The organism is Flavobacterium sp. GNP002 (assembly GCF_054343795.1).
Genome location: NZ_JBTGUW010000001.1, coordinates 1,324,410 through 1,345,943 on the forward strand (window position 1 = coordinate 1,324,410; position 21,534 = coordinate 1,345,943).

Genomic DNA, 21,534 nt, shown 5'->3' on the forward strand with positions numbered 1-21,534 from the left:
TAAAATCATCCAAACAATTCACTCGCCACATCTTCAATTTTGGCTACCAATCTGATTTTGATTCCAGTATTTTTCAACGCAATTTTATTGTATTTGGATACAAAAATGGTCGAAAAACCTAATTTCTCCGCTTCCTGAATGCGCTGGTCCACGCGGTTTACAGGACGTATTTCGCCTGAAAGTCCCACTTCGCCTGCAAAGCAAAAATCTTTATTGACTGCAATATCTTCATTTGAAGATAAAATGGCGGCAACAACAGCTAAATCTATCGCAGGATCATCTACTGATATTCCTCCCGTAATGTTTAGGAAAACGTCTTTGGCGCCAAGCCTGAAACCGGCTCTTTTCTCTAAAACGGCCAGAATCATATTGAGTCTTTTGGCATTATAACCCGTGGTGCTGCGTTGCGGTGTTCCGTAAACTGCGGTGCTTACCAAGGCTTGGATTTCAATCATCAAAGGGCGCATGCCTTCTAATGTGGAAGCAATTGCGGTTCCGGATAATTCCTCATCTTTGTGTGAAATCAATATTTCCGAAGGATTCGAAACTTCTCGCAAACCATTACCCAGCATTTCATAAATACCAATTTCGGCCGTGGATCCAAAACGGTTTTTTAAAGAACGCAAAATGCGGTATACGTGATTTCTGTCGCCTTCAAATTGTAAAACCGTATCGACCATGTGTTCCAGGATTTTTGGTCCTGCAATATTTCCGTCTTTAGTGATATGACCAATCAGAATCACGGGAATATTGGTTTCTTTGGCAAATTTAATTAGTTCGGCGGTGGTTTCTCTAATTTGAGAAATACTGCCGGGAGTAGATTCAATATAATCCGTATGCAAGGTTTGAATGGAATCGATAATCACGATTTCCGGTTCGATGGCTTCAATTTGCTTGAAGATATTTTGGGTTTTGGTTTCGGTAAGAATGTAGCAATTGTCGCCGCTTGGCGTGATTCTTTCGGCACGCATTTTTATTTGTTTCTGACTTTCTTCTCCTGAAACATATAAGGTTTTATAAGGTAACTTTAGGGATATTTGAAGTAAAAGCGTACTTTTTCCAATGCCGGGTTCACCTCCCAAAAGAATCAAGGAGCCAGGAACTATTCCACCACCTAATACGCGATTAAGCTCCGCGTCAGTCGTATCCATTCGGATTTCTTGTGCCGAATCAATTTCGTCTATTCGTAAAGGTTTTGGTGCTTTACTGCTGGAAGTAGTTTCGCTTTTCCAAGCTGTTTTTTCTTGTTTTTGAATGATTTCTTCCGCAATGGTATTCCATTCTTTACAAGAATTGCATTGTCCCTGCCATTTTGCATATTGTGCGCCACAGTTTTGGCAAAAAAAAGTTGTTTTTACTTTAGACATTATTTTTTTGGTGTTTGACTTATCATATCATCGTATTTTTCCATCATCATATTTTTTGTAAGATCGCCAATTTCCTCTAATTGAGAAGCACTTTGATAGCGTTTCGCCGCTTTTTTTAGATCGCCCATTTTTTCATACATCAAACCTAATTCATAATCAGCAAGCATTGATTTTGGATAATTTTTATTGGCAATCTCAGCTAATTTATCCAATTCAGGATAGGCTTTATTTTTTAGAATTGCCGCTTCAATGGCTTTGAAATCGTTGACACGAATAGGTATTTTTAAACCTAAACTTTTAGATAAAACAGCATATTTATTGGTCAAATAATCCACATAACCGGATTGAAGCACAGCAATTTTCTCGCTGTATTCAGTAGATGAAATGGGTTTATAGGCATCAAAAAAATGATATAAGGCATTTGGAATCGAATACAGCACGAGTGAATAATGTGACGCACCCTTAAAATTATCGAACTTGTAATTCAATGCGGGATTAGTAACCTGTTTTATGTTTTCGTCTAGTTTTTTTATAGACTCTTGAATTTTTTTTATGTCGCCATCTCCATTGGATTGATAGTAAAAAACAGGTAGTTTTAAATTTGAAAGTTTTTCTGGAATGCGATTTTCCATTTCAGGAGCCAGTTCCGGACTCAATGAAATATATCCATTGAATATAGGATTGTCTTTGTACAGAAAAAAGTTTAGAAATCCCGCAGTAGTGTCGTGCCCTGCAATAATTCGGAATGGTGCAACGGGATATTTTTTCTCGATATAAGGAAGCAACTCGGCGCCAATAAACTCGAAGAATTTTGCGCCTTTTCCCGAAGGAACTCCATCTGCCTCGTCATAAGTGCTGTCGTCAATGCGTTCGTTATTTTTGTTTTGGCTTATGCCAACGACAATCATTTCTGGTAAGTCATCCCAATAGGCACCGTAATTTAAAGCGCCGTAAAAAGGATCAAAAAGGTAGTCTCCATCCAATAAAACGAGAATTGGATATTTTTTATTTGGATTTTTTTCGAAAGAAGGCGGTAAGCCAATCGTGATTTCTCGGGTTTCGCCCAGTGCATTTGAATCGAATGGTATGGTGGTTTTTTGTGAAAATACTGTGATAGAGAAGAATAAGAATAGTAGCAGTTGTTTCATGGTTTGGAGCGTTTAGAAATTAAAGTACTTCTAAATAAGACAGCAATATAATACTTTATTTACTTTTATTTAAAAAACAAGAAAAGTTAAAGCGCTAGAAATGCACTTGTTTTTTAGAAAAATAAATAGGATTTAGTGAGTTGAAAAATGCTCTAAACAAAAATAACTGAATATCTGATTTTGAGTTGTAAAATTAGATATTCAGCGTTTTGTGAAATTAAATACTTTTACTTTGAGTTTTAAATAAGGGGTTTATTTTTTTTAAAAAGTAAGTCAGTACCTATTTATTCTTTGAAGAATTAAGTCAAAGAATTATCATTTTCATTAGGGAAAATAATCCACGGCTTGAAAGTTTTAGCTTCTTCAAATTCTAGGGTTGCGTAGGATATGATAATGATGATGTCATCTTTTTGAACTTTTCTTGCTGCAGGACCGTTGAGTGTAATGGTTCCTGAATTTTTCTCGCCTTTGATGGCGTAAGTTTCAAAACGTTCTCCATTGTTGATGTTTACAATGGAAACTTTTTCGCCTTCAATGATATTGGAGGCTTCCAGTAAAGCTTCGTCTATTGTAATGCTACCGATATAATTTAAATCGGCGCCGGTTACTTTTACTCGGTGTATTTTTGATTTTACGACTTGAATTTGCATGCTACAAAAGTAAATTAATTTAATGAAATGGTGTCAATCAATCGAATATTATTGACAAGTACCGCAATAAAGGCGCGGTATTTTTTATTTTTATTTTTTCGGGTACAAGGTAAAAGTGTTGCCTCATCAGCAATTACAAAATATTCTAATGTGAAGCGCTTGTTTTTGTTGAATGATTTTTGAACCCATTCTGAAATACTTGTAGTACTATTTGTTGCAAATTTTTCTTTTACCGCGGTTAGTGTTTGATAAATAATAGCAGCCTGGTCTCTTTCCTCTGTTGACAAGCGTTCGTTTCTGGAGCTCATGGCAAGATTATTGGATTCTCTGTAAATAGGACAGCCAATCACGTTCACTTTTAAGTGGTTTTTGGCTACCATTTTTTTGACAATTTGTAATTGTTGAAAATCTTTTTCACCAAAATACGCATTTGTTGGTTCCACTATTTCAAAAAGACGTTTTACAATCGTGCCTACGCCATTAAAATGCCCGGGTCTGAATTTGCCTTCCATTTGATTTTCAAGCCCATCAAAATCGAAAGATTGAGAAAGGGGTTTTCCATCATAAATGTCTTCAACAGATGGGGCGTATAGAATTATATTTGGATTTAAAGCAGTAAGTTTTTTTACGTCTTCGTCTAATGTTCTTGGGTATTTCGCTAAATCTTCCGGGTTGTTAAATTGTGTTGGATTTACAAAAATACTCACAACAGTATTTTCATTTTCCAGTTGCGATTTTTGCATTAATGCCAAATGACCTTGATGTAAAGCGCCCATCGTAGGAACAAATCCAATAGTGGAATGGACGGTTTTTATAGATTTCAAATAGTCGATTAAAGATGCTTTTCCGTAGAAAATATGCATGGCAGTATTATTAAAATTAAATGCAAACTTACTATTTTAGTTAATAACTGCATAAAATTTTGTAATTTTGCATGGTTTTTATTGCCAATAAATTAAGTAAATTACAATATGAAAGATAAGAGGATATTATATGTATCATCTGAAGTGGTGCCTTATCTCGCTGAAAATGAGGTCTCTTTAATGTCTTACGACGTGCCTAAAATGATTAATGATCAAGGCGGACAGATAAGAATTTTTATGCCAAGGTATGGAAATATTAACGAGAGAAGACATCAATTGCACGAAGTAATTAGACTTTCGGGGATGAATTTGGTAGTGAATGACTTGGATATGCCGTTGATTATAAAAGTGGCTTCCATACCAAAAGAAAGAATACAAGTTTACTTTATTGATAATGATGAGTATTTTAAAAGGAAGGCCACATTTACTGATGAGGAAGGTGTGATGTATCCTGATAATGACGAACGTGCTATTTTCTTTGCAAAAGGAGTTGTTGAAACCGTGAAAAAACTCAATTGGGTTCCAGATATTATTCACGTTCATGGATGGATGGCTGCTATGTTGCCCATTTATATGAAGCATTTTTATAAAAATGAAGCATTGTTTTCAGAGACCAAGATTGTTACTTCGGTTTACGGTCAGTCTTTTGATGGGACCTTAGATGTAGAGATGATTAATAAGGTAAAATTTGACGGTATTCCTGATGAAGCAATTTCGGATCTGGAAGTTCCAGGCTATGAAAACATCATTAAGGCTACCATTAAGCATTCTGACGCGGTGATTATTGCTTCAGAAAACCTGTCTCCAAGTTTAACAAAATATATAGAATCTTCAGGAAAACCTTTTTTACCTTTCGCACCGAAAGATGCATTCGCGGAAGCGTATACTAATTTCTATAGAAACGAGGTTCTTTAAATTAAACTTTTTTATTAAATATGTACAATAATTCTTTTTTTAAGAAAATTCTGGTAGTTGCGAGTGTTGTTTTTTTATATTCTTGTGATAAAGATTATAATGAAATTGGAGGTGATTTAATTGGTGAAAACAATTTTGACCTCAAAAAAGAAACGTACGATGTTTTAGCTTACAATCAAAAAACAGGGCCTATACAATCGAATAATCTTGTAGTGAGTCCTTTAGGAATTTATAATAATCCAAATTTTGGTGAGACAACAGCCAATTTTGGTACTCAATTAACTTTGCCAGCAACTATAACAACGATTAGTACAAGACCTCATATTGAGAGTGTTGTTTTGACTATTCCCTATTATTATGATGCGTCAAAAACGGTCACAAAAACAGATGGTAGTCATGATTATGTGCTAGATTCTATATATGGACCTGACAAGGCCGAGATGAAACTAAGTGTTTATGAGTCTGGGTATTACATGAGAGATGCAGATCCTATAGGGGGGTTCTTACAACCTCAAAAATATTTTACAAATCAAAACGCAGAATTTGATAATGTTAAAAAACCTAATCGTTTAAATGATGATTCTAATTTAGCTCAAAACGATAAGTTTTTCTTTGATCCAGCAGAACACGTTGTGACTACAACAGATTCAATTACTAAAGTAGTTACAACTACAAGAACTCCTCCGGGAATGAAGTTGAATCTGAATAAAGGTTATTTCAAAACGAGGATAATTGATGCTGTAGCTGCCGGGAAATTGGCTTCAAATGATGTTTTTAAAGAGTACTTCAGGGGGCTTTATTTTAAAATGGAAAAATCAGGAAGCAGTGCAGGAAATTTAGCGATGTTGAATTTTAGATCAAAAGAGGCAAAGATTACAATAAAATACAACGAGGATTTGTCTACAACAACGGGTGGGGTGACTACAATTACACGAATTAAAAAAACGATAGTCCTAGATATGAGTGGAAATTCCGTGAGTTTGTTGAATACTGATTTTGCTGGTAGCGGACTTGCTTATAATGCTTTGCCGAATACTGGAAATACAACTGAAGGTGATGATAAATTGTACTTAAAAGGTGGTGAAGGATCTGTGGCTGTTATAAGTCTTTTTAATACTCCGGGTCAGTTAGAAGCGATTAGAAATAGTGGATGGTTGATTAATGAGGCCAATTTGGTTTTTCATATTGATGCTGCTACGATGGCTAATAATTATGAGCCACAAAGAATTTATTTGTATGATTTTAATAATAACCGACCAATCGTTGATTATTATTCAGATGCAACAACAAATAGTGTTAATGAAAAAAAATCAAAAACTATTTTTGATGGTAATATAAATACAAACGCTACTAGCAAAAGAGGAGTTACGTATAAAATTAGGGTTACAAATCAAATAAGGAATCTTGTTAAATATAAAGATTCAACTAATGTTAAGTTAGGATTGGTAGTTACAGAAGATATTGCGACTATAGCTTCTCATAAGTTAAAAACTCCAAATGCTTTTATTTCTGGAGCGCCAAAAGCATCTGTAATGAATCCTTTAGGAACTATTTTATTTGGAGGTAAATCCACGGTTCCTGATGATAAGAGATTGAAGCTTGAAATTTATTATACAAAACCTAATTAAAATACTATGTGTGGAATCGTTGGATATATCGGTTATAGAGAAGCTTATCCTATTGTAATAAAAGGATTAAAGAGACTTGAATATAGAGGTTATGATAGTGCTGGTGTGATGTTGTATGATGGTGAAAATCTAAAACTATGTAAAACAAAAGGGAAGGTTTCAGATCTTGAGGAGAAAGCTGTTACAGGAATTACAACAAACGGAACTATAGGAATAGGGCATACACGTTGGGCTACTCACGGTGTTCCAAACGACGTAAATTCTCATCCTCATCTTTCTAATTCAGGAGATTTGGCAATAATTCACAATGGAATTATTGAAAATTATGCGCCTTTAAAAGAAGAATTACTAAAACGTGGGTATGTTTTTTATTCGGATACTGATACTGAGGTGTTGGTAAATCTTATTGAAGAGGTACAAAAAAAAGAAAATTTAAAATTAGGTAAAGCAGTTCAGGTTGCCTTGAATCAAGTAGTGGGCGCTTATGCAATCGCTGTGTTTGATAAAAAGAATCCAAATGAAATTGTTGCTGCTAGATTAGGAAGTCCATTAGCGATTGGCGTAGGAGAAGGAGAGTTTTTTATTGCTTCAGATGCGTCACCTTTTATTGAATATACTTCTAATGCAATTTATTTAGAAGATGGTGAAATGGCGAATATTAGATTGCATAAAGCTATGAAAATCAGAAAAATTAAAGATGACTCTTTAGTTGATCCGTATATTCAGGAGCTTCAAATGAACTTAGAGCAAATTGAAAAAGGTGGTTATGATCATTTTATGCTTAAAGAGATTTATGAGCAACCAAGTGTTATAAAAGATACCTATCGCGGAAGACTTCATGCTAATGAAGGTATTATTCAAATGGCTGGGGTTGAGGATAATTTAGAAAAATTCCTTAATGCTGATAGAATTATTATTGTGGCTTGCGGAACTTCATGGCATGCTGGTTTAGTAGCAGAATATGTTTTTGAAGAGTTTGCGCGTATTCCGGTAGAAGTAGAATATGCTTCGGAGTTTAGATATAGAAATCCAATCATAAATAGTAAAGACGTAGTTATTGCTATCTCGCAATCAGGAGAAACAGCAGATACTATGGCTGCAATAAAATTAGCAAAAGAGTACGGAGCATTTGTATTTGGTGTTTGTAACGTAGTGGGTTCTTCTATTTCTAGGGAAACACATGCGGGAGCTTACACACATGCGGGTCCTGAAATTGGTGTTGCATCGACCAAAGCTTTTACTACACAAATTACAGTGTTGACAATGATTGCTTTGCGTTTAGCAAAAGCAAAAGGGACTTTGTCTAACACCGATTTTCATACCTATTTGCAAGAATTGGAAATTATTCCTGAAAAAGTGAAAGAGGCATTAGAAACAAATGAAAAGGCAAAAGAAATTGCTTTAGCTTTTAAGGATGCGCCTAATTGTCTTTATTTAGGAAGAGGGTATAATTTTCCTGTAGCTCTTGAAGGTGCTTTGAAGCTTAAAGAGATATCTTATATTCATGCCGAAGGATATCCTGCAGCTGAAATGAAACACGGACCAATTGCATTAATTGATGAACATATGCCAGTGGTTGTTATTGCGCCAAAGCAAGGGCACTATGACAAAATTGTAAGCAACATTCAGGAAATTAAATCGAGAAGTGGAAAAATTATCGCTGTTGTAACTAAAGGTGATACACAAGTGCGTGAATTAGCTGATTATGTTATTGAAATCCCTGAAACCTCAGATGCTTTGTCACCATTGATTACTACAATCCCATTACAGCTTTTGTCTTATCATATTGCTGTTATGCGTGGTTGTAATGTTGATCAACCTCGTAATTTAGCAAAATCTGTAACTGTAGAATAAATTTTCAAAACAGATTTACATTGTAATATTTTAAACTAAGCCTCGAAAGATTTTCTTTCGAGGCTTTTTTTGAATACATTTTTTTTGGCAGGCACTTTTTTAAATGCTTGAAAAGCGTAAAAAAACGTTAAATTTCCTCCGCTTTATCACTTTTATTAAATATCTAAAAATTAATAATTTTTTTGTGATAAATGTATTTTTTATATGCATGCATAGTGATATTCTATTATTATTACATAATTTTTAACATATAATAATAAAAAACAAATGTAGAATAACTGCGGATGAGGCAAAATAACTGATAAATATTAAATTTTTTAGTCGCTTTTTTATTAATATCAAAAATATTTGTACTTTGGCTTCATAAACCAACAAATTATAACCCAATGAGAGTGTATTTACTTTTTTTGTCATTGTTTTTTTGTAGCCTAACTTTCGCTCAAAACTCAATTTCAGGTATTGTTACAGATGGTAACAACCAACCTATCCCTGGAGCCAATATTAAAATCGTTGGAGATTCTTCGGGTACGATAACCAATTTAGATGGCTCTTTTACTTTGCAATCATCAAAAAAACCTCCTTTTGTTATTGAGGTTTCAAGTGTCGGGTTTACATCTCAAAAAATTTCAGTTTCTTCAGCTAGTCAAAAAATTGCAGTAAAGTTATTGGATGAAGAGAATAAACTAGATGAAATCGTGGTTTCTGCTTCAAGAACACCAGAGCGAGTATTAGAGTCGCCAGTTACGATTGAAAGAATGGGTATTGCTGAAATTAAAAAAACAGCCTCACCTTCTTTTTATGATGGATTAGAAAACATGAAAGAGGTTCAAATGAACACTTCTAGTATGTCGTTTAAATCGATCAACACGCGTGGTTTTGCAACTGTGGCAAATACTCGTTTCATGCAATTAGTAGACGGTATGGATAACTCTTCGCCATTATTAAACTTTGTATTAGGAAACTTAATAGGAGTTTCTGAAATTGATGTGCAGTCAGTTGAGTTACTGCCAGGAGCTTCTTCTGCATTGTATGGTGCTAACGCCTTTAACGGAATTTTGTTTATGACAAGTAAAAGTCCATTTACTAGTGAGGGTATTAGAGCGTATGCTAAGTTTGGTCAAACAAGCCAAAAAGCAGCTGGAACAAATGATTATGTAGATTATGGGGTTCGTATGGCTAAAGCATTTAATAAATATATTGCAGGTAAAGCTAATTTTGCTTACATGAGAGGTACAGAATGGCATGCTGTGAATTATGATGATAAAACGGTAGCAGGTAGAGATAGAACACATTATGGATATGACGGAATCAATGTATATGGTGACGAAGTGGCAACAGTTATTGGCGCGCCTACTTTACCTAGTGATAAAGTTTCAAGAACAGGTTATAATGAGGTGGATTTAACTGATAATAAAGTCTCAAACACAAAAATTGACTTATCATTACATATTCGCCCTTTTGGTGACGAAAGATTAGAAGTAATTGTTCAAAGTAAATTTGGTTTCGGTAATACGGTGTATCAAGGTGCAAATCGTTATTATTTGAATAACTTTTTTATGCAACAGCATAAATTAGAGTTTAAAGGAAAGAATTTCTTTTTGAGAGGGTATACAACTACTGAGGATGGAGGACAGTCTTATGACATGTTATTTACGGGTATCAATATAAATCGTAAATGGAAATCAGACGTACAATGGTTTACAGAATATGGTACAACATATGCTCAATCAACATTGGGAGGTATGTTGCCAGCAGATGCACACAGGGCGGCTAGAGCAAGAGCAGATCAGGGAAGATTTTTGCCGGGTACTCCTGAGTTCAAAAATGCGTTCAATCAAGTAACAAACGAAGCGAGTGTTTTAACCGGATCAAAACTTGTTGATAACTCAAGAATTTATCACTCTGATGCTAATTATAATTTTAAAGATTTGATCAAGTTTGCTGAAATTCAAGTTGGTGGTTCTTACAGAGAATATCAGTTGAATTCATTTGGTCGTATTTATACAGATGCTAATGGTCCTATTAAATACAATGAATATGGAGCATACACGCAGGTGATGAAAAAAATGATGGATGATCGTTTGAAGCTAACGGCTTCACTTCGTTATGACAAAGCGCAAAATTTTGACGGGAATTATTCTCCTAGAATTTCTGCTGTTTATTCTGCAGGACAAAACAAAAATCATAATTTCAGAGGATCTTTTCAAACTGGTTTTAGAAATCCTTCTACACAAGATCAATATATTGGATTTAACGTAGGAAGTGCGATTCTGTTAGGTTCAGCACCTGATAACTTGATTCGATATGTAGAGACTTTGCCAATAAATGGAACAGTAGGTCAAAGTTTTGCTGGTGGAAGTACAGTAACAATTAATGGAACAAATGCTTATAATAATTCATATACAGCTACTTCTGCAGCAGCATTTGCAGCAGCAGGAAATCCAGCTTTGTTACAAAAAACTAATGTTGGTTTAGTTAAGCCAGAAGAAGTTAAAGCAGTTGAATTGGGGTACCGTTCGTTTATCAATAGAACTTCGATAGATTTAAATGGTTATTATAATGTATATAACAATTTTATTGGAAACTTAAATGTAGTCACTCCTTTGTACGGAACAGCTATTGATGGTGGCGGACTGACAAGTGTAGCAGGTCAACAAGCGATACACGCACTTGCTAACGGAAATACCAGAGTTTTTCAATTGTACACAAATACAGCTTTAGAAATTAAATCATTAGGTTTTGGTATTGGGTTGTCTAGAAAAGTATATAAAGATTTTGAAATAGGTGCAAACTATAATTACGCTGAATTTAAATTTGATCAATCTAAAGATCCTAGTTTTGAGGCTGGTTTTAATACGCCAAAACACCGTGTAAAAGCATCTATTGGTAACGAAAAATTGTTCCCTAATTTTGGATTTAACGTGAGTGGAAGATGGAACAGTGAGTATTTGTGGCAGTCTTCTTTTGCTGATGGTACCATTGAGGCGGCAACAGTTATAGATGCACAATTAAATTATAACTTTCCTTCTTTGAAATCTACTCTAAAAGTAGGAGCTTCAAACATAGGAGGTAAAGAATATGGTCAAGTTTTAGGGGCGGGTCTCATAGGGCAGCAGTATTTTGTCTCATGGACAATCAACCCGTAAGGATTAAATTAACAGTAAAATCAAAGAACAATGATAAAAAATTTAAAGTGGCTACTATTTGCTTCGATAGCATTTGTAGCGTGTAATAATAATGAGGATGAAGTAGTAGACACTACTTCATCTGATGGGAAAGCTTTGACTGCTGGTTCAGCAGTAGTAACAAAATATGTAGCACTTGGAGATTCGTATGCTGCTGGTTTTAGTGATAATGCTTTGTTTATTGAGGGGCAAAAAGGTTCTTATGCCAATATTATAGCACAACAATTTGCATTAACGGGTGGAGGAGAATTTAAAACACCATTAATGGCTGATAATGTTGGAGGGTTACTGCTTGGTGGAAATGTGATACTAGGTCAAAGGTTGTTCTTTAATGGAACAGCACCTGCTCCAGTAGCAGGAAGGCCTTCGACAGAAGTTACTACAAAACTTACGGGGCCTTTCGGTAATTTAGGTGTGCCGGGTGCAAAAAGTTACCATTTAGTTGCACAGGGTTATGGGAATGTTGCAAATGTTGCTACGGGTCAAGCAAATCCATATTTTGCGAGATTTTCAACATCAGCTACAACTTCTGTTGTTGCTGACGCAGTTGCTCAAGATCCTACTTTTTTCTCCTTGTGGATTGGGGGCAATGATGTGCTAGGATATGCTACATCTGGGGGGTCAGGAAGAAATCAAACTGGTAACATGAATCCGGCCACATATGCAAGCAATGACATTACTGATCCTGCTGTGTTTGCGGGTGCTTATAATAGCATAGTTAATGCAATGACTGCCAAAGGTGCTAAAGGTGTTGTGGCAAATTTACCTTATGTAACTGCTTTGCCATATTTTACAACTGTGCCATTTAACCCATTGACTGCCTCAGTTTTAGGACGTGGAAATGTTGCTGTAGGGACAGCTACTATACAAGGTTTGAATACGCAGTTATACGGTCCTTTGAAGCAAGCTTTAACAGCATTTGGTGCGGGATCGAGAATAGAATTATTGTCTACTACTGCTGCTAACCCATTATTAATTCTTGATGAGAGTTTACCTAATCTTTCTGCGCAATTAACTGCTGCGTTTACGCCTACGTTAGGAGTTCAAACAGCAACTTTTTATGGTCAAGTTTTTGGTCAGGCTAGACAAGCTACAAAAGAAGATCTTGTTGTGCTTACTGCTCAAACTGTTATTGCATCTGCACCTGCAGGAGTTCCTGCTCCATTGAATGTTTTTGGTGTAACATATCCAATGCAAGATGTACATGTATTAACCAAAGCTGAAGTGGGTGAGGTGAAAGTTGCTACAGATGCTTACAATGCTACTATTAAATCTGTTGCGGATGCAAAAGGTTTGGCATTTGTTGAATTGAAAGGAGTAACGGATCAGTTAGCAAATGGAGGTATAATATACAATAACTACAAAGTTACTTCGGCGTTTGTAACGGGTGGAATGTTTTCTTTAGATGGAGTTCATCCAAGTCCAAGAGGGTATGCTATCATAGCTAATTTGTTTACTGGTGCTATTAATGCAAAGTTTGGAGCTAATTTCAAAAATAAAGATGTAAGCTTGTATCGAATACTGTATCCAGCTACTTTATAAGATTTAAACATAAATAATAACTAATAACCATCTGTTTGTACAGGTGGTTATTTTTTTTGAGGATATTGTTGTTATTGGATTGTTTTAAAGCCTTTTCTTCGGTAGGAAGTAAAAATATCCATTTTTTCTAAAAAATAATTGATTTTATATTTTAAAAAATTATCTTTGCACACTGAAAAAAGCATTTAATCGATACGTTTCGATTGGAACTATTTCATAAACCTAAATAGCTATTTAATAAATACATAAGTAATGTCGAAAGTAATAGGAAAAGTTGCCCAGATCATTGGACCAGTAGTTGATGTAGTTTTCAACGGTAAGGATGTTGAACTTCCAAAAATTTATGATTCGTTAGAAATCACAAAAAAAGACGGTACTTTATTAGTACTTGAAGTACAATCTCACATTGGTGAAAATACAGTACGTACCATTTCGATGGACTCAACAGATGGTTTGAGTAGAGGTTATGAAGTAGTTGGAACAGGAAATCCTATCCAAATGCCAATCGGTGCCGATGTTTACGGTCGTTTATTTAACGTAATTGGAGATGCAATTGACGGTTTAGGTAATTTACCAAAAACAGGAGAAAATGGTATGTCTATTCACAGACAAGCGCCAAAATTCGAAGATTTATCTACTTCTTCTGAAGTTTTATTCACAGGTATTAAAGTAATTGATTTGATTGAGCCTTACTCAAAAGGAGGTAAAATTGGATTGTTCGGTGGAGCTGGTGTTGGTAAAACAGTATTGATTCAGGAGTTGATCAACAATATTGCAAAAGGTCACGGTGGACTTTCAGTATTCGCAGGAGTAGGAGAAAGAACGCGTGAAGGGAATGACTTACTTCGTGAGATGTTAGAGTCAGGAATTATAAAATATGGGGATGAATTCATGCACTCTATGGAAAATGGAGGATGGGATTTATCTAAAGTTGATATGCCAGGAATGAGAGAGTCTAAAGCTACTTTCGTTTTCGGACAAATGAATGAGCCTCCAGGAGCTCGTGCTCGTGTAGCACTTTCTGGATTATCTATCGCTGAATATTTCCGTGATGGAGCAGGAACTGATCAAGGGAAAGATGTATTGTTCTTCGTGGATAACATCTTCCGTTTTACACAAGCAGGTTCTGAGGTTTCGGCACTTTTAGGTCGTATGCCATCTGCGGTTGGATACCAACCAACATTAGCAACTGAAATGGGTGCGATGCAAGAGCGTATTACATCTACTAACAAAGGTTCTATTACATCTGTACAAGCGGTTTACGTGCCAGCGGATGATTTAACGGATCCGGCTCCGGCTACAACTTTTGCTCACCTTGATGCTACTACTGTATTGTCTCGTAAAATTGCTGAGTTAGGTATTTATCCTGCGGTTGATCCATTAGATTCAACTTCAAGAATCCTTACTCCTCAAATTTTAGGTGATGAGCATTATGACTGTGCACAAAGAGTAAAAGAAATTTTGCAAAAATATAAACAATTACAAGATATCATTGCGATCCTTGGTATGGAAGAATTATCAGAAGATGATAAATTAGCCGTTTCAAGAGCGCGTCGTGTACAACGTTTCTTATCTCAACCTTTCCACGTTGCTGAGCAATTTACAGGATTAAAAGGGGTGTTAGTTGATATTAAAGATACTATCAAAGGATTTAATATGATTATTGACGGTGAATTAGATCACTTGCCAGAATCAGCTTTTAACCTGAAAGGTACTATCGAAGAAGCTATCGAAGCTGGAGAAAAAATGTTAGCGGAAGCTTAAAAAAATAATTATGAATTGTGAATTATGAATTATGAATTGAGCATTGCTTACATAATTTATAGTTCATAATCTGTAATTCATAACTCAAAAAGTATGATTTTAGAAATAGTTTCACCAGAAGCAAAATTGTTTTCAGCAGAAGTAACTTCAGTTACATTGCCAGGAGTTGATGGAAGCTTTCAGATTTTGAATAACCACGCGCCAATCGTTTCTATTTTAGAAAAAGGTGTAATAAAAATTACAGCTTCGAACTTTGCTTTTGCAAAAGAAGTGGCGAGTAAATTTACAAAGCTGGATGCTCAAAATTATACACTTGCTATCAATTCAGGAACAATTGAAATGAAAGACAATAAAGTTATTGTTTTAGTTGACTAAAGTAATTTCGACAATAAAAAATGAAAGCCTAACGTAATGTTAGGCTTTTTTTATGCCCAATCCCAAAGCATAATATTCCAAACTATCCCATCTTCTTGATAAGTGTCAATTGTTCTGAACCCAACGGCTTCGTGTGCTTGCATGGAGCGAAGGTTTATAATGGCAACTTCGGTGATTAAAAAATCAAATTCATTGTACAGTTCCTCTTTGTAAAAATGATAAAGTCCTCGAAATATTCCCTGTTTTCTATAGTTTTTATCTACGCAAATTTGCCCCATTACAACATAGGTTGTGTCTTTTGGCACTAATTCATCGATTCTTTCAAACAAGGGTATAAGGACCTCAATTTCGTTTCTAAAGCTAGAAAGCATTACTAATGCAAAACCTACTACGATATCATTGTATTTCGCGATAATATGAGCGCATGCGGAATTCATTTGTTCTAATAAGGCAACGGAGTGTTGTACCGTAACAAATCCTTCTTGAAGTTTTTCTTCAGAACTTATATTCTGAGAGCTATTTTGTAATTGTAGTGTTCTGATTTGTTTCAGTTCGTCTATAGTGGACGCTCTTTTATAATGTATAGTTTTCATTTGATTTTATTGATCACGGGATTAATGAATGGTGTTTTACTATCTGTAATTATAAAATTAGGAAATCTTTGATTATACGAAATGGATTAAGATTTTATTTTTCGCTTAATTTTAAATCCATTTCGGCATAATACTTTTCATTGTATTTTGATGCAATTACAAGTGCTCCACAAATCAGGATGAGATTTTTGATTATGTATTGCCCAGCCAAAGTAGGACAATAAGGAAAAGCATCAAAACAGATTGTTTTTAGAATAAAAACAGGAAGAAATGTGGCGGCCATATGCATTAATAATAATACAATTGTATAAGGTATAAAGCGTTTTATGAGTAAGCCAATACCTATAAGTACTTCGCAAACACCAAGAATTGGAATAAATATTTCGGGTTTAAACCAATATACGGTTTGTTCTACTAATTCGCCGGCAGGACTCATACCGAAAATTTTCAACGCACCAAACCAAACGTAAACTATTGCCAGAGAAATTCGCATCATATTGACACTGTGTTTTTCCATTTTGTTACTGAAAATAAAATAGAAAGTATTGAATGTCTGTTTCATTATTAAAGGGATTTCTAAGTTTCGGTTTTGTTTTAGAATTAATATTCTATTTAATTTTAGGTTATAAAAAATAAAAAAGCCTAACAGGTTTCCAACGTCTGTTAGGCTTGAGCTGATAAAGAATTTTTAAAACAAACCATTAAAACAAAGTATCAACTTAATTATTTTATGTTATTCGGCACCATCAGTAAGTGCTCTTGCTACAGCAAAACCACCTACTTTTTCGCCTAATTCAAGTCCTTTTTCACAATCGCTTCTATAGTGAATGCAACCAAACATTCTAGAATCCGAAGCTTCTTTTGCCATAGCAACAAAACCTTGTGCTTTTGCAGGAACTAGATGTGATAAAACTACACTAGCCGCACCGCTGAAGGTGGAGTGTCCTGATACATAGGATGGGAAATTAGGAGTTCCTGTCAATGTTTTTATAGACGGATCTACTTGTGACGGTCTTGGATTAAAGTACGTGTATTTTGCATCCCAACAGCTGATAGCCGCATCCATCATGGCAATATTTAGCAACGCCAGATTTCTTGCCCATCGTACTTCACTATAATTGAGTGCTACAAATGACTCAGATGCAATTGCATTCCAGTGTCCGGGTGGTGTATAAGTTCCTACACCATCAGCCCAGAAGGTTACGATTTGCATGTTCTTTCTGGTGGCATTTTTTCCATAGCTTTTTACTTCGGCTAATTCTTTTGCAAATTGTTCTGATTTTGTAGAGGGCGGTGGAACCGGGCGACTGGCAACAACCATTTCAGGAGTCATTAAGAATGATTTTACTTTTCCAAATAATGGTAACATTGGAGGTCTTGCAGGTACATCTAATGATTTCCAAGGCGTTTCTCCGGTGGCAGCAGTTTGAGTTTCCATTTGAGTCCAAAGCGCTTGATTGCCTATAGCTGCTCCAGTTCCATCAGAAGCCGCTCTGGCGATAAATTTGCCTGCAATTTTTCTGCCTAGAATAATTCCTGCATCAACATCACTTCGAACATTGGCACCACTGATAATGCGATATAATTTTTGTTCCTCTGCTTTTTCTTGTATGTAAGCAATTTCTGTTGGGAATAATAACTTTAATAATTCAACTGTAACTCCTGCTAAAACAGCGTCTTCAGAGGGATAAGAAGGTAAGGTACTTTTTGGAATTAAAACCGGTAAAGTAGCATCAACCGTAAAAGGTGCAGCTCTATTATATAGTTTTTTATAATGCCAAGTTGCAATCATCGCATCGTATTGCGCCGCACTTACATAAGCATAAGCTCTGGCTGCGTATGGAGGATTTGAAAAAGGAAATTCGGGATTCGCAAATGGACTTGCCGCAGATGGTGCAGGATAAGTTCCGTCTTCATTTTGATACGGCGGACGATTGTGTCTTGCTACTAATGTTCGCATGATTTCATTCCAACGTAAAACACCACCGGCACTCCAGTATTTTATTATTTTTTTCTGCTCTGGCGTTATACTTGCCTGATAACTTTTTATTTCGTTAATTTCTCTTGTAAATGCAGCTGCGGTAGTTGCTATCGGCGGATCCAAAGAAAATTCATTTGGTGTAGTCAATAAGAATGTTTTCCAAGTTCCTGCTAATTCGTCTGTATTGGTTGGATTCAATTGAGGAAATTGTTCGTTGCGTTCTGTTAACTCGTCACTACAAGAATAGTTCAATGTAAGAAACAAAATCAAAAGACTGTTATAGGCTATTTTTTGTATTTTATTTTTCATTTTCTGGTGCTGCTTTTTTTAAATTAAGGATATAAAATAAACCACCATAAAAGGTGTTTGATTGTCCAACATTTCTGCCCTGTGTAACAAAATTGCATCCTCCAATAATAGATAATGCGGGTATTTTTCTGAGCGTGTATTTAGTATTTACTCCTACTTTTAATGCATTCATAGTATTGCTTGGAAAGGGCATGTTGTTTTTTGTAATGTCAAATCCTCCAGATTGCGTAACCCAGTTATCAAGTACTGCTTCGGCGATTAATCTATTGGAACGATATCCTATTCTGTAGTTTACCGAAATAGCGTCTGGCATATCCACTTCATTGGTGTAATGTATTTCGTCTGTGTAATAGGAATTCCTATCGATGGTTATATTGGCTCTTTTTACATACGCTCCAGATAGCGTGGTGAAAAAACGACCTCTTTGATAATCACCCATCAATCGTAAAGACGCTGTCTTGCTTTTTAGACCAAGACTTAAAGGCAAATAATCAGCTGAATAATTAGAAACTGGAGCCGAAAGACCTCCCAAAGCATATATAGAGTAGGTTGCTTTTCCAATTGTTTTTTCGAAAGGCATGTATTTTATTGTTAACGATAGATCTTGCAATCCTTTTTGGCCTTCCATTGTTCCTGCAGAAGCTTTTGTTTCTACGTAAGGAAGACTGAAAATGATATTCAAATTATCAGAAACACCATAGTTTCCATTTAAGGTAACTGATTTTGTAGAAACAGTACCCAGATTAAGATTTTCTCTTTTAAAGGTTCCTTCCCAATATTCGTCCCAGCTGCTATGTTGGTATACAGCTCCAAAACAAAAATTATTCTTGCTCATCATAATGCCATCAATCTCTGTTTGAGCGTTCATAAATAAAGGTGCCAATAGCAGGCAACTTAGATAAAATTTTTTCATCAAAAAAATGGTTTTTGGTTGGTGGTTTGGTGTTTTACTTTTTAAAAATATATTGTTTATATTTTTTTACTGCTTTTAATTTTAAAATCTGGTTGATATACCAATGTTAATGGTATAATCAGCAAATGCCGCGTCACCCTGAACATGAGTTCCTGTTTTTACAGAATTTTCTTTGTCGGTTACACTTTGCGTACGGTTACGAACCACTGCAAACGGTACTGATGCAAACAAGACTACTTTTTTATACTCATAGTTCACAGAAGGTTCTACTGACCAGATATAACCCGGACGACGGAAATCTCCACTTCCGCCCACAAGATCATTTACAGGAATCCCTTCTAATCGTGCGCCTGCGGCTAGAGACAATCCTTTTATTTGATTTACTGAATAATTAAAACCCGCTCTAAACATATATTGATCTGGCACACTCATAATCGCTTCGTTAGCAAGTCGCGATGCTAATGTTTCTCGATATGTACGAGTTCCATTTTGTTCACGTGGATTTATCAAATAATAGAAATTACCGTAAACTCCAAAATTTTCTATGAAGTTGTAAAATGTATTAACTTCAAAAGTAAATCCGGTACCGCCGTCTCCTAACTGGATGGATTGATCTACGGGACGCAATTCTTTTGTTCCGTTTGGACCTACATTGTAAAAATAATCTTTGTAGTTGTAATCACCGGTTGGTAATTTTATCCCTAATCCTAGTTGCATGTTTCCTTTTGTACTTTTTGCTGGGTCTAACATCCATCTATAAGCTGCAAATCTAATGTCGCCAATACCAAACGAGCTTGTAGAATTACGTTCTCTTTTTACGTAAGTGCCATTTACTAATCCATGTTCGTACAATGAAGAACGAACATTGTTTGAAATAGGAAGGTCCACCATAACGGACCAACGGTTGTTTAATATTCTCGTCAATGAAAGATTGAAAACGGAAGTGTAATTGATAACTTCTGTTTTTTGAACTAATCTGTCTTTGTTTTCTTCTGTTCCAGAAAAGTGTCTGAATGATCTAAAATAGCGTCCGCTGCTGGCAAATTGCCATCCAGAAACATTAGTGCTGTCAGCATGAATCGACATGCAACTTGTCGCATTACCTTTGATAGCTACACATCCTTGTGCTGATAAATTTTGGGTGTTAAAAGCAATTGTAAGGAATAGAATAAAAATACAAACGGATTGTAAAGTGGATAAATTTTTCAATTTTTGGTTTTTTGAATGGTTAATGATATAAAATAGGCCTGTACCAACTTCTTCCGAAAAGAAGTTTGGTGTAAAATAATAATGGTTGTTTGATTGTTAGTTTCGCTTTAAAACAAGATTTACTGTTCGCTTTCGCCAAAAAATTTCGTTGGATTTACAAGGCGAAATGGATATATTAAAGGTTGTCTTTGAAATAAAGAACTTTTTTATAAATCCAAATTTGAATTTGTAAATCGATTTAAGTCATGATTCAGAAAGCTAGTTGTACAAAATATACCAGAATAGAAATGCAAAATAAGCCTACGAAATCATTTATAAAAAATGAATTCAGAAAATACAAAAGACTATTTTGCATTTTTAACGAGCATAATTTCTACTAAAAGAATGTAATAATTGTACAGATTTAGCTAAAAAGCAATCATGATTATCTTGACTTTACAAATGCCAGATAAAAGCGAATGATTCCACTAAAATGAAAGAAGATTTAAACGAAATCGGGTGGTGAATAGGATACGGAAATGTATCCGGAATCTAACGCCTGGTTTGGCATAATGATAGATTCATTTGAAAGTACAGTTGTTTTTGGAGAAAAATCTACACAAACAGCACTATTTGCTACATAATCTTTTAGGAAAGATTTTAGTAATTTTTTTACTGGAGACTCTTTTGATGAGGATCCGTTGAATAATTGATTGTCAACAATATCTTTTAAATCCTGACTTATTGCATCTTGATGTGAATTGCGCAGGTAATAAAGACTTAGTATGTTGTTTTGAATTCTTTTCTTGAAAATGTGATAACTCTTGTTGTTGATAACCACATCTTCATTCACATACTCAAAATCAGTGTCTTCGATAAAGGAGTATAACGTGGCGTTTAATTGGATAACTTGAAACTCTGAATCATGTTTTTTCTCCATAGAAGACACCCACGCTTGCTCTTCTTGATAAGCAAACATCAGATAGTATCCCATCACGTTGTAGAACAACGTTACTATTAGAAAAAGTGATGCAATTCGTTTCATATTTGCCGAAAGTAGAAAACAATTTCATTGGTTAACATCTTCGATATTAATTTTAAGTTTTTTTTAACATAATTTTATGAAATAAATAAATCGAAACCGTTTTCGGAAAAAATTATAAGTGTTTTTTTAATTGCTTTAATTAAAATGTTAATTTGTAATAGAATTGTTTTTTTGGTGAACAAGTTGAATGTCGTTTTGAAGAAATGAGTTTTAT

General features: G+C 35.1%; 17 protein-coding genes. 7 read left to right on the forward strand and 10 right to left on the reverse strand.

Annotated elements, in window-relative coordinates; genetic code table 11:
* Positions 1 to 5: 5 nt before the first annotated feature.
* The 4 genes from radA to panC all read right to left on the reverse strand — a co-directional run bounded on the left by radA (position 6) and on the right by panC (position 4,028).
* Positions 6 to 1,367 (reverse strand): DNA repair protein RadA, encoded by a 1,362-nt coding sequence (radA, locus tag ACXX80_RS05930; RefSeq protein ID WP_315205368.1) that lies wholly within the window; start codon positions 1,365 to 1,367, stop codon positions 6 to 8.
* A complete protein-coding gene (locus ACXX80_RS05935) occupies positions 1,367 to 2,515 on the reverse strand; it encodes an alpha/beta hydrolase (protein ID WP_458552404.1) in 1,149 nt (382 codons plus the stop codon). The genes radA and ACXX80_RS05935 overlap by 1 nt, the downstream gene beginning before the upstream one ends.
* Before the next feature lie 299 nt (positions 2,516 to 2,814).
* Positions 2,815 to 3,165, reverse strand: a complete 351-nt coding sequence (gene panD / locus ACXX80_RS05940) for an aspartate 1-decarboxylase (protein ID WP_458552405.1) — start codon at positions 3,163 to 3,165, stop codon at positions 2,815 to 2,817.
* A 14-nt stretch (positions 3,166 to 3,179) separates the two neighbouring features.
* Complete coding sequence (gene panC / locus ACXX80_RS05945; protein ID WP_458552406.1) at positions 3,180 to 4,028, reverse strand: pantoate--beta-alanine ligase; 849 nt, start codon at positions 4,026 to 4,028, stop codon at positions 3,180 to 3,182.
* Positions 4,029 to 4,136: 108 nt separating this feature from the next.
* Here panC and ACXX80_RS05950 point away from each other — a divergent pair, with 108 nt between their 5' ends.
* From ACXX80_RS05950 to ACXX80_RS05980, 7 genes are all read left to right on the forward strand, one after another.
* Complete coding sequence (locus tag ACXX80_RS05950; RefSeq protein ID WP_458552407.1) at positions 4,137 to 4,943, forward strand: glycogen/starch synthase; 807 nt, start codon at positions 4,137 to 4,139, stop codon at positions 4,941 to 4,943.
* Between the two features lie 20 nt (positions 4,944 to 4,963).
* Positions 4,964 to 6,571, forward strand: coding sequence for a BamH family beta-barrel-assembly machinery protein (bamH, locus tag ACXX80_RS05955; protein ID WP_458552408.1), 1,608 nt, complete (start codon positions 4,964 to 4,966; stop codon positions 6,569 to 6,571).
* 6 nt (positions 6,572 to 6,577) lie between these two features.
* Entirely contained in the window at positions 6,578 to 8,425 is a 1,848-nt protein-coding gene (glmS, locus tag ACXX80_RS05960) for a glutamine--fructose-6-phosphate transaminase (isomerizing) (protein WP_458552409.1), read from the forward strand.
* Positions 8,426 to 8,811: 386 nt separating this feature from the next.
* On the forward strand, positions 8,812 to 11,571 hold the full coding sequence (locus ACXX80_RS05965; RefSeq protein WP_458552410.1) for a TonB-dependent receptor: 2,760 nt from the start codon (positions 8,812 to 8,814) through the stop codon (positions 11,569 to 11,571).
* A 30-nt stretch (positions 11,572 to 11,601) separates the two neighbouring features.
* The gene (locus ACXX80_RS05970; RefSeq protein ID WP_458552411.1) at positions 11,602 to 13,152 is read left to right on the forward strand and encodes a G-D-S-L family lipolytic protein; all 1,551 of its coding nucleotides are present in this window, start codon (positions 11,602 to 11,604) and stop codon (positions 13,150 to 13,152) included.
* A 252-nt stretch (positions 13,153 to 13,404) separates the two neighbouring features.
* On the forward strand, positions 13,405 to 14,916 hold the full coding sequence (atpD, locus tag ACXX80_RS05975; RefSeq protein WP_035668832.1) for a F0F1 ATP synthase subunit beta: 1,512 nt from the start codon (positions 13,405 to 13,407) through the stop codon (positions 14,914 to 14,916).
* 93 nt (positions 14,917 to 15,009) lie between these two features.
* Positions 15,010 to 15,291 carry a FoF1 ATP synthase subunit delta/epsilon gene (locus ACXX80_RS05980; protein WP_458552412.1) on the forward strand — a complete coding sequence of 94 codons (282 nt, stop codon included), beginning with the start codon at positions 15,010 to 15,012 and terminating at the stop codon, positions 15,289 to 15,291.
* A 50-nt stretch (positions 15,292 to 15,341) separates the two neighbouring features.
* On the opposite strand, the gene ACXX80_RS05985 is transcribed toward ACXX80_RS05980, so the two are convergent.
* The 6 genes from ACXX80_RS05985 to ACXX80_RS06010 form a co-directional block, all read right to left on the reverse strand.
* Positions 15,342 to 15,884, reverse strand: coding sequence for a GNAT family N-acetyltransferase (locus tag ACXX80_RS05985; RefSeq protein ID WP_458552413.1), 543 nt, complete (start codon positions 15,882 to 15,884; stop codon positions 15,342 to 15,344).
* Between the two features lie 94 nt (positions 15,885 to 15,978).
* Positions 15,979 to 16,446: a DoxX family membrane protein gene (locus ACXX80_RS05990; protein ID WP_458552414.1), complete on the reverse strand. Its 468-nt coding sequence runs from the start codon at positions 16,444 to 16,446 to the stop codon at positions 15,979 to 15,981.
* A gap of 171 nt (positions 16,447 to 16,617) precedes the next feature.
* Positions 16,618 to 18,174, reverse strand: a complete 1,557-nt coding sequence (locus ACXX80_RS05995; RefSeq protein ID WP_458552415.1) for a vanadium-dependent haloperoxidase — start codon at positions 18,172 to 18,174, stop codon at positions 16,618 to 16,620.
* Entirely contained in the window at positions 18,164 to 19,087 is a 924-nt protein-coding gene (locus ACXX80_RS06000; RefSeq protein ID WP_458552416.1) for a hypothetical protein, read from the reverse strand. Before ACXX80_RS06000 ends, ACXX80_RS05995 begins: the two co-directional genes overlap by 11 nt.
* Positions 19,088 to 19,168: 81 nt before the next feature.
* The gene (locus ACXX80_RS06005) at positions 19,169 to 20,296 is read right to left on the reverse strand and encodes a hypothetical protein (protein ID WP_458552417.1); all 1,128 of its coding nucleotides are present in this window, start codon (positions 20,294 to 20,296) and stop codon (positions 19,169 to 19,171) included.
* A gap of 484 nt (positions 20,297 to 20,780) precedes the next feature.
* Entirely contained in the window at positions 20,781 to 21,320 is a 540-nt protein-coding gene (locus tag ACXX80_RS06010; protein WP_458552418.1) for a hypothetical protein, read from the reverse strand.
* Between the last annotated feature and the right edge of the window lie 214 nt (positions 21,321 to 21,534).